This is a genomic window from Mycobacterium sp. ABE4_509, from assembly GCF_056160785.1.
This window is the reverse complement of sequence record NZ_JBSWXU010000149.1, coordinates 1-12,728: the sequence shown is the minus strand read 5'-3', so window position 1 is coordinate 12,728 and position 12,728 is coordinate 1. Positions and strand designations below refer to the sequence as shown.

The 12,728-nt window shown below is 69.9% G+C and carries 13 protein-coding genes and 1 pseudogene; 12 read left to right on the top strand and 2 right to left on the bottom strand.

Going from position 1 to position 12,728, the window contains the following annotated elements; genetic code table 11:
- From ACXAID_RS23440 to glpK, 6 genes are all read left to right on the top strand, one after another.
- On the top strand, nt 1-492 hold a 492-nt coding region (locus tag ACXAID_RS23440; RefSeq protein ID WP_475024579.1), incomplete at its 5' end, for a type VII secretion-associated protein.
- Nucleotides 493-575: 83 nt separating this feature from the next.
- Entirely contained in the window at nt 576-920 is a 345-nt protein-coding gene (locus ACXAID_RS23435) for a WXG100 family type VII secretion target (protein WP_475024578.1), read from the top strand.
- 10 nt (nt 921-930) lie between these two features.
- Nucleotides 931-1,227: a WXG100 family type VII secretion target gene (locus tag ACXAID_RS23430; protein WP_475024577.1), complete on the top strand. Its 297-nt coding sequence runs from the start codon at nt 931-933 to the stop codon at nt 1,225-1,227.
- A 126-nt stretch (nt 1,228-1,353) separates the two neighbouring features.
- Nucleotides 1,354-2,721 carry a helix-turn-helix domain-containing protein gene (locus ACXAID_RS23425; protein ID WP_475024576.1) on the top strand — a complete coding sequence of 456 codons (1,368 nt, stop codon included), beginning with the start codon at nt 1,354-1,356 and terminating at the stop codon, nt 2,719-2,721.
- Between the two features lie 127 nt (nt 2,722-2,848).
- Nucleotides 2,849-4,372, top strand: coding sequence for an aldehyde dehydrogenase (gene adh / locus ACXAID_RS23420; RefSeq protein WP_475024575.1), 1,524 nt, complete (start codon nt 2,849-2,851; stop codon nt 4,370-4,372).
- 82 nt (nt 4,373-4,454) lie between these two features.
- Nucleotides 4,455-5,996: a glycerol kinase GlpK gene (gene glpK, locus ACXAID_RS23415; protein WP_475024574.1), complete on the top strand. Its 1,542-nt coding sequence runs from the start codon at nt 4,455-4,457 to the stop codon at nt 5,994-5,996.
- 16 nt (nt 5,997-6,012) lie between these two features.
- Here the strand turns inward: glpK and ACXAID_RS23410 are convergent, their stop codons facing one another.
- Entirely contained in the window at nt 6,013-6,726 is a 714-nt protein-coding gene (locus ACXAID_RS23410; protein WP_475024573.1) for a (2Fe-2S)-binding protein, read from the bottom strand.
- Nucleotides 6,727-6,730: 4 nt separating this feature from the next.
- Nucleotides 6,731-8,389 carry a peptide chain release factor 3 gene (locus ACXAID_RS23405; protein ID WP_475024572.1) on the bottom strand — a complete coding sequence of 553 codons (1,659 nt, stop codon included), beginning with the start codon at nt 8,387-8,389 and terminating at the stop codon, nt 6,731-6,733.
- A gap of 242 nt (nt 8,390-8,631) precedes the next feature.
- Here ACXAID_RS23405 and rplM point away from each other — a divergent pair, with 242 nt between their 5' ends.
- From rplM to ACXAID_RS23375, 6 genes and pseudogenes are all read left to right on the top strand, one after another.
- The gene (gene rplM / locus ACXAID_RS23400; protein WP_475024571.1) at nt 8,632-9,075 is read left to right on the top strand and encodes a 50S ribosomal protein L13; all 444 of its coding nucleotides are present in this window, start codon (nt 8,632-8,634) and stop codon (nt 9,073-9,075) included.
- Between the two features lie 89 nt (nt 9,076-9,164).
- The gene (gene rpsI / locus ACXAID_RS23395; RefSeq protein ID WP_475024580.1) at nt 9,165-9,593 is read left to right on the top strand and encodes a 30S ribosomal protein S9; all 429 of its coding nucleotides are present in this window, start codon (nt 9,165-9,167) and stop codon (nt 9,591-9,593) included.
- Nucleotides 9,594-9,868: 275 nt separating this feature from the next.
- A complete protein-coding gene (locus ACXAID_RS23390) occupies nt 9,869-10,123 on the top strand; it encodes a hypothetical protein (RefSeq protein ID WP_475024570.1) in 255 nt (84 codons plus the stop codon).
- 169 nt (nt 10,124-10,292) lie between these two features.
- Complete coding sequence (gene glmM / locus ACXAID_RS23385) at nt 10,293-11,630, top strand: phosphoglucosamine mutase (RefSeq protein WP_475024569.1); 1,338 nt, start codon at nt 10,293-10,295, stop codon at nt 11,628-11,630.
- 45 nt (nt 11,631-11,675) lie between these two features.
- Nucleotides 11,676-11,981 (top strand): type VII secretion target, encoded by a 306-nt coding sequence (locus tag ACXAID_RS23380; RefSeq protein ID WP_475024568.1) that lies wholly within the window; start codon nt 11,676-11,678, stop codon nt 11,979-11,981.
- Nucleotides 11,982-12,728: pseudogene (locus tag ACXAID_RS23375) on the top strand (hypothetical protein); the annotation flags it as partial.

The following is a 12,728-nucleotide window of genomic DNA, read 5'->3' as shown; positions in this document are numbered from 1 at the left end:
GTGCTGGCGATCGCGATCGCGGCCGGCTCCTGGTGGGTGCCCGACCAGCCCGCCGGCCGCGTCCAGACCGTCATGTTGGTGGCGGGCCGCGCCGCGGTACGGGTGCCGGCCGACTGGGCGGTGCAGCGCATCACCGACGGACCCGGTTCGGCGCGGGTGCGGATCGCCCCGGGCGCCGGTCCGCCGGCCCTGCACGTCACCCACTGGGGTTCGGCCACCCCGGTGACCGCCGAGCGGGTCGCCGAAGCACTGCGCCGCGCTCTGGAATCCGAACCCGACGGGGTTTTCGTCGGATTCGATCCCGAGGGCGACCTTGCCGGCCGATCCGCGATCACCTACCTGGAACGACGCGCCCACAGCGAAACCCGCTGGGCCGTGGTGGTCGACGGATCGCTGCGGATCGCGGTCGGCTGTCAGAGCGCCATCGCGCGCCAGGACGTCATCGCCGAGGTGTGTGCACAGGCGGTGCGCTCGGCACATGCGCTGCCCTGAACAATCTTGCGGTCCGAGGGAACCGACCGGGCACCTGGCCGCGTCCAATTCATAGATCGTCCGGCAGACATGAAAGGACCACGATGCCGCCACCCCCACCGAGCCCGGCAGAGAACACCGGCTCAGCGCTGACCACCGACTTCGAGCTGATGTTGTCGGTGGCGGGTAAGACCGACATCCGCAACGACGAGATCCGCGCGATGCTGCAGTCGTTCATCGGCGCGATGTGCAGTGTGCCGCCCTCGGTCTGGGGCGGCGCGGCGGCCGCGCGCTTCCGCGAGGTCGTGGAGCGCTGGAACACCGAATCGCTTCGCCTGCACGCCGCGCTGCAGCGGATCGCCGAGACCATCCGCGACAACGAGCGCATCCTGCGCACCGCCACCGACAGCCACGCCGATCACATCGGTTCGGTGGCCGCGACCATCTGAGGAGCACTTCATGGACCCCGTGCTGTCTTACGACTTCGGTGAGATCGAGTACACCGTGCGCCAGGAGATCCACGCCACCGCCGCCCGGCTGAACGCCGCGCTCGACGATCTGCGGGCTCAGATCGCGCCGCTGCAGGCGACGTGGAGCCGGGAGGCGGCCGAGGCATACCGCATCGAACAGTCGCGCTGGGAGCAGGCCGCCGCGGCGCTCAACGAAATCCTGCACAGCCTGGGTAACGCGGTCCGCGACGGCGCCGAGGACGTCGCCGCGACCGACCGCCGCGCCGCTCGCGCCTGGGGCGCTTGAGAAGCCCCGCCGGAGTCTGCGCGGCCCCCGAGCGGAGGAGAGCCGGTCGGGGGCCGCGCGGTAACCCGTCAGAGAAGGTGTTCTACCTGCAACTGCCCGGATTGGGCTACCCTGGCGCCAGGTGTGATGACCGGCACAGTGACCGTTGCTGCTGCACAGGTCCACCACGAGGAGCGTGAACGCCGGGTGGCCACTCAGAGAGCATCGCGCGGACGGGAGAGCGCCCGTCCGTCGTCCTCGGCGCTGCGCGCGGTGCACGAGTTGTTCATCGCCGGGGAAGTCGACGCCCACTACCTGAACTCCAACTCGGTGCGCCCGGTGGTCGCGCAGAGCTGGCAGCGCAGCCTTGCCGGCGGTGTCGATCCCGACCTGGACGGGGCCCGCGCCGCCGCTGCGGTGACGGCGATCGAGCGGCTGCGCGAGACGCATCCGCTGGCGCCGGCGCTGCCGGTGATCCGCCGGCTGCTGGTCGCCGACGCCGCCGATTCCGGGGTGGTGGTGGCCGTCAGCGCCGCCGACGGCACCCTGTTGTGGGTCGAGGGCGACCCGGCCGCGTGCCGCAAGGCCGAGGCGATGAATTTCGTGCCCGGCGCGGACTGGAGCGAGCGCAGCGCCGGCACCAACGCGCCCGGCACCGCGTTGACGCTGGACCGGGAGATGCAGATCCACGGTTCCGAGCACTTCTCCCGAGTGGTGCAGCCGTGGAGCTGCACCGCCGCACCCGTGCACGACCCGACCACCGGAGCACTGCTCGGCGCCATCGACCTCACCGGAGGCAACCAGGTGGCGACGACGCAGACGCTGGCGCTGGTGCGCGCCACCGCCGTCGCCGTGGAGAACCACCTCGCGCTGCTGCGCATCGCCGGCGCCGCCACCGAGCCGGCCGCCCGCAGGCCGCACCTGGTGGTGCTGGGCGGTGACCGGCCGCGCTGGGTGACCACCGACAGCTACGGGCATCTGCAGGCGGCCCACCTGACCGGCCGGCACGCCGACATCCTGGTGCTGCTCAGCCGCCACCCCGAAGGACTGTCGGCCGATCACCTGGCGGTGCTGCTCGACGACAAGGACCTCGACGTCGTCACGGTGCGCGCCGAGATGTCGCGGCTGCGCAAGGTTGTCGGCGCCGAGAACCTGGGTTCGCGCCCCTACCGGCTGCTGGCGCCGATCACCAGCGACATCGGCGAGGTCTTCGAGGCCCTGGACGCCGGCGACGTCGAATCCGCACTCGCCCGCTACCCGGGCCCGCTGCTCACCCATTCGGTGTCGCCGGCCATCGGGCGGCTGCGCACCCAGCTGTCGGCGACGCTGCGGGAGGCGGTGCTCGCCGAGCACGCCCAGGGGCGCAGCACGCTGCTGCGCCGCTGGCTGGAGTTGCCCGAAGGCCGCGACGACCGGGACGGCTGGCAGGCGCTGCGCGACAGCGCCGGCCTGACCGCGGTGGCCCGGGCGCAGGCCGGCGGCCATCTGGCCGGCCTGGACTTCGAACTGGGCTGAACCGCCGCGCCCGGCCGGTCATCGATGCAACCGTGCTGCAACGGTCCCGGGCGTAGGTTGAGTGACGCACCACACACATGTGCCGGCAGCTGCTGCGGTCGGCCGGCATTGATCCAGGAGACCCATCATGACTGTGTACGCCCGACCGGGGACGGACGGCTCGTTGATGTCGTTCAAGGCCCGCTACGACAACTTCATCGGCGGACAGTGGGTGCCGCCCAACGCCGGCCGCTACTTCGAGAACCCGACTCCGGTGACCGGCCAGCCGTTCTGCGAGATCCCCCGCTCCGACGAGACCGACATCGACAAGGCGCTCGACGCCGCCCACGCCGCCGCGCCGGCATGGGGCAAGACCGCGGCCGCCGAGCGCGCGGTCATTCTCAACAAGATCGGCGACCGCATCGAGGAGAACCTCGAGTCGATCGCCCTGGCCGAGTCGTGGGACAACGGCAAGCCGATCCGCGAGACGCTGAACGCCGACATCCCGCTGGCGGTCGACCATTTCCGCTACTTCGCCGGCGCGATCCGGTCCCAGGAAGGCTCGCTGTCGGAGATCGACGACGACACCGTGGCCTACCACTTCCACGAGCCCCTCGGTGTGGTCGGCCAGATCATCCCGTGGAACTTCCCGATCCTGATGGCGACCTGGAAGCTGGCTCCGGCACTGGCGGCGGGCAACGCGGTGGTGCTCAAGCCCGCCGAGCAGACACCGGCGTCGATCCTGTACCTGTTCGAGTTGATCGGTGATCTGCTGCCCGCGGGCGTGGTCAACATCGTCAACGGTTTCGGCGTGGAGGCCGGCAAGCCGCTGGCGTCGAGCAACCGGATCGCCAAGATCGCGTTCACCGGGGAGACCACCACCGGCCGGCTCATCATGCAGTACGCGTCGCAGAACCTGATCCCGGTGACGCTGGAGCTCGGCGGCAAGAGCCCCAACATCTTCTTCAACGACGTGATGGCCGCCGCCGACAACTACCAGGACAAGGCCCTCGAGGGCTTCACGATGTTCGCGCTGAACCAGGGTGAGGTGTGCACCTGCCCGTCGCGGTCGCTGATCCAGGCCGACATCTACGACGAGTTCCTGGCGCTGGCCGCGATTCGCACCAAGGCGGTGCGCCAGGGCGACCCGCTCGACACCGAGACGATGATCGGCGCGCAGGCGTCCAACGATCAGCTCGAGAAGATCCTGTCCTACATCGAGATCGGCAAGAGCGAGGGCGCTCAGGTGGTCACCGGCGGTGAGCGCGCCGAACTCGGTGGTGAGCTCAACGGCGGATACTACGTCGCCCCAACTATTTTCACCGGAAACAACAAGATGAGGGTCTTCCAGGAGGAGATCTTCGGGCCGGTGGTGGCGGTGACGTCGTTCACCGACTACAACGATGCGATCAGCATCGCCAACGACACCCTCTACGGGCTGGGCGCCGGGGTGTGGAGCCGCGACGGCAACACCGCCTACCGCGCCGGGCGCGACATCAAGGCCGGGCGGGTGTGGACGAACTGCTATCACCAGTACCCGGCGCACGCCGCGTTCGGTGGCTACAAGCAGTCCGGCATCGGCCGCGAGAACCACAAGATGATGCTCGACCACTACCAGCAGACCAAGAACCTGCTGGTGAGTTACAGCGACCAGGCCCTCGGGTTCTTCTAGGCCTGCCCGACACCGGCTGACACAAACTCGCACGGATCCCCCTCGGTCCGTGCGAGTTTGTGTTGTAGCGGTCGCGCATAGAGTGGTCGGGAGCAGAGGAGGGGAATTGGGCGACTTCGTAGCCGCAATCGACCAGGGGACGACGAGCACCCGGGCAATGGTCTTCGACCATTCCGGCCGCGAAGTCGCGCGACACCAGCTCGAGCACGAGCAGATCCTGCCCCGCGCTGGTTGGGTGGAGCACAACCCGGTCGAGATCTGGGAGCGCACCGGGTCGGTGCTGCAGACCGCACTGAACAAGTCGAAGCTCAGCGCGCAGGACGTGGTGGCCCTCGGTATCACCAACCAGCGCGAGACCGCACTGGTGTGGAACCGGAAAACGGGACGCCCGTACTACAACGCCATCGTCTGGCAGGACACCCGCACCGACCGGATCGCCTCGGCGCTGGACCGCGACGGTCGCGGCGACGTGATCCGGCGCAAGGCCGGACTGCCGCCCGCCACCTACTTCTCCGGCGGCAAGATCCAGTGGATCCTGGAGAACGTGGACGGCGTCCGGGAGGCCGCCGAACGCGGTGACGCGATCTTCGGCACCTGTGACACCTGGGTGCTGTGGAACCTCACCGGCGGGACCCGCGGCGGTGTGCACATCACCGATGTCACCAACGCCAGCCGCACCATGCTGATGAATCTGGAGACGTTGGACTGGGACGACGAGCTGTTGTCGTTCTTCGGGATTCCCCGCCAGATGCTGCCGGCTATCGAGTCGTCGTCGTCCCCGGATGCCTACGGCGCCACGCATCCGGCCGGACCGCTGGAGACCGAGATCCCGGTGACCGGAATCCTGGGCGATCAGCAGGCCGCGATGGTCGGGCAGGTGTGCCTGTCGGCCGGCGAGGCGAAGAACACCTACGGCACCGGTAACTTCCTGCTGCTCAACACCGGAGAGAAGATCGTCCGCTCGCAGCACGGTTTGTTGACGACGGTGTGCTACCGCTTCGGAGACTCCGAGCCGGTGTACGCGCTGGAGGGGTCGATCGCGGTCACGGGTTCGGCCGTGCAGTGGCTGCGCGATCAGCTCGGCATCATCAGCGGCGCCGCCCAGAGCGAGTCGCTGGCCCGCCAGGTGGACGACAACGGCGGTGTCTACTTCGTGCCCGCGTTCTCCGGGCTGTTCGCGCCGTACTGGCGCTCGGATGCCCGGGGCGCGATCGTCGGTCTGAGCAGGTTCAACACCAACGCCCATCTGGCCCGTGCCACCCTCGAGTCGATCTGCTACCAGTCCCGCGACGTGGTCGATGCCATGGAAGCCGACAGCGGCGTGCATCTGGAGGTGCTCAAGGTCGACGGCGGTATCACCGCCAACGAGTTGTGCATGCAGATCCAGGCCGATGTGATCGGGGTCGACGTGGTCAAACCCGTTGTCGCCGAGACGACTGCGCTCGGTGCGGCGTATGCGGCCGGGCTGGCGGTCGGGTTCTGGAAGGACGAGCAGGAGCTGCGAGCCAACTGGCAGGAGGGGCAGCGCTGGTCGCCCACCTGGAGTGAGGAGCAGCGCCAGTCCGGCTACGCGGGATGGCAGAAGGCGGTGCAGCGCACCCTGGACTGGGTCGACGTCGACTGAGCCGGCCGGCGCGATCTCACTGCGCTGGTCCGGGTGCGCGCAGCACACAGTCGCCGCACAATCCGCCGCGAGGCACCTGGTAGTACAGGCAGCAGCTGCGCCGGACGAAGGTGGCGCCCTTTGCGACGGCGGTCCCCCGTGTCGGACCGGTGTCGGCGAGCGCGCGCACCACATCGCGCCCGGCTGGCACCAATGCGGAGTCGGCGACTCCCAGTACGGTGACGGCCCCGTTGGCGGCCGATATCACGTTGCCCCACATGACTTTGGGCGACAACGGCACCGCACCGCCGAACTGCTCGACAAGCGGGGTCAGGATGCCGTCGAGCAGCGTGCGGTCGATGAACGCGGCGGACTCGGCGGCGTCGCGGGTGCGGTGCCAGTCGATGTCGGTCACCGCGAACCGCACCGAATGACCTGCGGTCTTCCATCGCAACGATTCCGGTGTCAGTACGGGGGCGTGCTGCAGCGCGGCGACCGAGCCGATCAGCGGTGAGACCAGCCGGGCGGCCATCCCGAGTTGCAGGGTGGATGCCGCCGCCCGCAGCGGCACGCGCCCCGGATCAGTCCGGGCGAATCGGGCCAGCGCAACGCGGGTGGCCGACACCAGCGCCCGCAGCGTGTCCGGTTGCAGCAGGGCGTCGTAGCCGTGCCAGCCGGGTCCGTCGGCGCTGCGCAGCGCGAAGTACTCGCCGAGGCCGGCCACCCGTGCCGGGACAGCGAGGTGGTCCATCGCTTCAGCTGGCCGCCACCAACGACCGCAACGTGATGTCCGGGTTGTCGCGCTGGAATCCTTCCAACCGCCACGGCGTGGAGAACAGCACCAGCAGGACGCCGTCGGTGCGGGTCAGCACCTCCGCGGAAACCTGCCTGCTCATGAACTCGGCGTCCTCGGGGTCGACGATCCGGGCGACCTGATAGGGCAGCGACTCCAGCGAGATCGGGGCGCTCAGTTCGGTGGCCATCCGGTGCGTCGCCACCTCGAACTGCATCGGTCCGACGGCGGCGAGCACCGGTGCCTGGTCGCCGCGGCGGTCGGAACGCAGCACCTGCACCACACCCTCCTGCTCGAGTTGCTCGATCCCGCGGCGGAACTGCTTGTGCTTGCTGGGATCGGTGCCACGGGCCACGGCGAAGTGCTCCGGGGAGAAGCTCGGGATCGGCGGGAAGTGAACGGGCACATCCCGATACAGCGTGTCACCGGGGCGCAGCGCGGCCGCGTTGGCCAAACCGATCACGTCGCCGGGCCACGCGGTGTCCAGCGTCGAGCGCTGCTGGCCGAACACCGACTGTGCGTACTTGGTGACGAACGGTTTTCCGGTGGCGGCGTGGGTGAGCACCTCGCCGCGTTCGAAGGTGCCCGAACACACCCGCGCATAGGCGATCCGGTCGCGGTGCGCGGAATCCATGCCGGCCTGCACCTTGAACACGAACGCCGAGAACGGCGCATCGGTGGGTCTCCGGGCCCCGTCGACGTCGACCGCACCGCCGGGCGCCGGGGCCAGCCCGACCAGCACGTCGAGAAGCTGGTTCACCCCGAAGTTCAGCGCCGCCGAGGTGAACAGCACCGGGGAGGACTCCCCGGCGAGGAACGTTTCGCGGTCGAAGTCGGATCCGTCGGCGGAGAGCAGTTCGGATTCCTCCACGGCGGTGTCCCAGTCCACGCCGGCGGCCTCGTGCGCGTCGGAGGCGGCGATGTGCTCCTCGGGCGCGGCGGTGGCGCCGCCGGCGGTCCGGGTGAACCGGATGAACAATCCGGTCCGGCGGTCGAGGACGCCCTTGAAGTCGCCGGCGATGCCGACCGGCCAGGTCAACGGGGTGGTGCGCAGCCCGATCCGCTCGTGGATCTCGTCCATCAACTCCAGGGCGTGGCGACCGGGGCGGTCCCACTTGTTGATCACGGTGATGATCGGAATGCCCCGGTGCTTGCACACCTGGAAGAGCTTGAGGGTCTGCGGCTCGAGGCCCTTGGCCGCGTCGATCAGCATCACCGCGCAGTCCACCGCCGTGAGCACCCGGTAGGTGTCCTCGGAGAAGTCGGCGTGGCCGGGGGTGTCGAGCAGGTTGATCACGCAGTCGCGGTACGGGAACTGCAGCGCCGTCGAGGTGATCGAGATGCCCCTGGCCTTCTCCATGTCCATCCAGTCGGACACGGTGGAGCGTCGGCCGGCCTTGCCGTGGATGGCGCCGGCCTCGTTGATCACCCGGGCGTGCAGGGCCAGGGCCTCGGTCAGCGTGGATTTCCCGGCGTCGGGGTGGCTGATCACGGCGAACGTTCTGCGGCGCTGCGCTTCGGCGGTGATGCGGCCCGCGGACCGGGACTCGGCGGCGGGCACAGCGCCCGGGGTGGCGGCCGGGGCGGTGTCGAGGGCAGGGTTGGCTGCGGGGTCGGTCATCTCACCTGGAATGGTATGGGGCGCCTGGGGAAGATCCGTAATCGAGCACTTGGCCCCTGCCGATGAGCGCGTTTTGACCTGCACAGACGCACCCGGGTAAGCTGCCACGTTGGCGTGCGCTGGCCTTCTGGCCGCCGGTCGCCTCGGGTCCCCGCCGGTCGCCGAGGCAGCCCTCATGCGTGCGCCTGACCGGCACCCGGGTCACCCGGGATCCAACCCGAGAAGAAGAAGAGGTACGCGCTGTGCCCACATACACGCCGAAGGCGGGTGACACCACGCGCTCGTGGTACGTCATCGACGCCACCGACGTGCGGCTCGGCCGGCTCGCTGTCGCAGCTGCCAACCTGCTGCGCGGCAAGCACAAGCCGACGTTCACGCCCAACGTCGACGGCGGTGACTTCGTCATCGTCATCAACGCCGACAAGATCGCTGTCAGCGGCAACAAGCCCCAGCGGACTTTCCACTACCGCCACTCGGGTTATCCCGGTGGCCTGCGCAAGCGCTCGGTCGCCGAGATGCTCGACCGCCATCCCGACCGTGTCGTCGAGAAGGCCATCCTCGGCATGCTGCCCAAGACCAAGCTCGGCCGGCAGATCCAGAAGAAGCTGCGCGTGTACGCCGGTGCCGAGCACCCGCACACCGCCCAGCAGCCGATCCCGTACGACCTCAAGCAGGTGGCCCAGTGACTGAACCCGATTTCGCCGAAACCGCCGAGACCGCCGACGCGGCCGAGACCGTCGAGGCCGTCGAGGCCGAGCTCCAGGTCGACGCCGAGGTGGCCGAGGCCGACCTGGCCCCCGAGGCGCCCGTGCTGTTCGACCGTCCGATCCAGACCGTGGGCCGCCGCAAGGAGGCCGTGGTGCGCGTGCGCCTGGTCCCCGGCACCGGTGAGTTCCACCTGGACGGCCGTTCGTTGGAGAGCTACTTCCCCAACAAGGTGCACCAGCAGCTCATCAAGGCCCCGCTGGTGACCGTCGACCGGGTCGAGCAGTTCGACGTCTACGCCCATCTCGATGGTGGCGGACCGTCCGGGCAGGCCGGCGCGCTGCGCCTGGCGATCGCCCGGGCCCTGATCCTGGTGCAGCCCGAGGACCGTCCGGCTCTCAAGCGCGCCGGGTTCCTGACCCGTGACCCGCGTGCCATCGAGCGCAAGAAGTACGGCCTGAAGAAGGCGCGCAAGGCGCCTCAGTACAGCAAGCGCTGACCTTCGACCCGGCATGGCGCCCGGCCCGCTCGCATCGCGAGTGGCCGGGCGTCAGTCGTCTGTACGGGTTTGCACAGGCAACCACAAGGTGCCGGTTTCAGTGACGTCGTGCTGTTCTTCCACCAGCGCCGATTGCCGCAGGGCTACATAGTTTGCCGAACTGCTGATCGCGTTGCTGGGTCGTTGGGGGCGGATTCGCCGCAGTCGTGGGTTGAACTGCCCGGCCGTGGTCGCCAGCCTCGATTGCGCAGCCCGTCGAGACCCCGGACGGTCTGGTGGACATCGCCGTCGGGGGGACCACGATCCTGCAGGGCGTGCCCACCGATGCGGCAGCCGTCACGGCCGGGGCCATCTGTGCCAGCGTGCCCGAGGACGTGCACACGCTCGCGCAGCAGGTCGACGCCGACGGCACCGACCAGACGGTGTGCGCCGGTCTGCCGGGCGGCGAGCTGACGCTCACCCAGAATGTGAGTGCGTCGGCCTCGGAGCCCGAGGACGGTGGCATGACCACACCGGAGGACGCCGGCTGACCCGGCACCTTCGTACACCGCCGCCCGTATCCGCGCTCCGGATGCGGGCGGTGGGCCGTTGCGGGGCGCTGCGCATGGAAGAATCACGCTGGAATATCGATCCGGTGACGGCACGGACCGGCAGTTCGCCGGTTGGCTTCGTCGCGGATAGGTGTGAGAGGTTGGCACGATGGCTCGACTGTTCGGCACCGATGGAGTGCGCGGCGTCGCCAACCAGGACCTCACCGCCGAGCTCGCGGTGGCGCTGGGGGCGGCGGCGGCCCGGCGGCTCATCAGAACCGGTGCGACCCGCAGACGGGTCGCCGTGGTGGGTCGTGACCCGCGGGCCAGCGGGGAGATGCTCGAGGCGGCCGTGGTCGCGGGCCTGACCAGCGAGGGTGTCGACGCTCTCCGGGTCGGTGTGCTGCCGACACCCGCGGTGGCGTATCTGACCAGCGCCTACGACGCCGACTTCGGTGTGATGATCTCCGCGTCGCACAACCCGATGCCCGACAACGGGATCAAGATCTTCGGTCCCGGCGGGCACAAGCTCGACGACGCGACCGAGGACCGCATCGAGGAGCTCGTCCACCAGGGGCCCGGCGGCCGGCCGACCGGCGCGGGCATCGGCCGCATCGTCGACGCCGAGGATGCACTCGAGCGTTATCTTCGTCACGTCGGCAAGGCCGCGACAACCCGGCTCGACGGGGTGACGGTCGTCGTCGACTGCGCCCACGGTGCCGCGTCGGCCGCGGCCCCCGAGGCCTACCGGGCTGCCGGCGCCACGGTCATCCCGATCAACGCCGAGCCCGACGGGCTGAACATCAACGACGGTTGCGGTTCGACACACATGGAGGCACTGCGCGAAGCGGTGATCTCGCACCGCGCCGATCTGGGGCTCGCCCATGACGGCGACGCCGACCGCTGTCTGGCCGTGGACGCGCACGGCGCGGTGGTCGACGGCGACGCGATCATGGTGGTGCTGGCGCTGGCGATGCAGGAGGCCGGCGAGTTGGCCGCCGATACCATGGTGGCCACCGTGATGAGCAACCTGGGTCTGCATCTGGCGATGCGGTCGGCCGGGATCGAGGTCCGCACCACCGGGGTGGGCGACCGCTACGTCCTCGAAGAGCTGCGCGCCGGAGAGTTCGCGCTGGGCGGCGAGCAGTCCGGGCACATCGTGATGCCGGCCTTCGGCACCACCGGTGACGGCATCGTCACCGGACTGCGGTTGATGGCGCGGATGGCCCAGACCCGCCGGGGGCTGACCGCGCTGGCGGAACCGATGCAGACGTTGCCGCAGGTGTTGATCAACGTCGAGGTGACCGACAAGGCGACGGTCGCCGACGCGCCGTCGGTACGCGACGCCGTCGCCCGCGTCGAGGCCGAGCTCGGGGACACCGGACGGATCCTGCTGCGGCCGTCGGGTACCGAGCAGCTGGTCCGGGTGATGGTGGAGGCCGCCGACGTGGACACCGCCCGGCAGCTGGCGGTTCGGGTGGCTGAATCGGTCAGCGCCGAGAGCTGAGCCCATCCGGGGAACCGAACACCCGTTGCCGGCGTCTGATCTCATATGGGGTCGACAGAGGCGGCGCGCATCGACGCCGCCGCGGTGTCCGCGGCGGCACGCGAGTACGAGACAGCGGCCGACATCGTCGATCGCGTGCTGCGAGATCAGCTGGCCGGTATGCGCTTCGGTGCGGCGGCAGCCGGCCGGGCCCACGTTGCGGGCGGAGAACGGGTAGCCGCCGCCGTCGACGAACTGTCCGTGGTGGTCCGGCAGTGGTCGCGGGCCGCGGCCGAGATCGCAGGGGCGCTGCAGGTCTCGGCGCAGAGCTACCGCGAGGCCGACGCGTCCTCGGCCGGGCGGATCGGCTGAATGGCCGGCGATTTCGATGCGGCGGCCCGGTTGGAGCAGGGACGGCCTGCGGTCGCGGTGTTGCAGGAGTATGTCTGGGCCTGCCGGCAGGTGGGATACCGGCACCACGACCTGACGACGCAGCCCGGTCAGCTGCAGGACCTCTACGGCAGCGAGGACGGCCTGGATCTGGCTGCGCTGCAGCATGACTGCGCCGGACTGGATGTGGCGGTGCGGGCGCTCCAGGATGCGTTGGCGGTGCAGGACCGGCAACTGGGGGCGCTGTCGGTCGCCTGGCAGGGCCGTGGAGCCGCGGTCGCCGAGGCCTTCCTGCGCCGTCACAGTGACGCATCGGCGGTGACGGTGAGCGCAGTGCGCACAGCCCGAGATGCACTGGGTGCGCTGTGCGAGTCGCTGCGCGAGATCGTCGACGGAAAGGTCGAATCGGTGCTGGCCATCGAGCAGCGCGCGGCCGGCGAGCGTGGGCGGTGGCTGGCCGCGGCGGTGACGGTGACCACCGGTGCGGGTGATCGGGCGGCGGCCGGCGAGCTCGTCGAGCGGGCTGTGACGCCGTTCGTGGACAGCTCGGTGCGCGTCGATGCGCTCACCGCGATGCGCAGCGCCGTGGACTCGGTACGCGATGCCTATCAGCGGGCGACCGCCGAGATCGTCGCAGAGCCGTTGCCGGCGTTCGAGATCGCCGGCGTGCTCGGCCCGGCGCCGAGCCCGCCGGCTCTCAGCCCGGCGGAGCCCGGGCCGCTCCTTGAG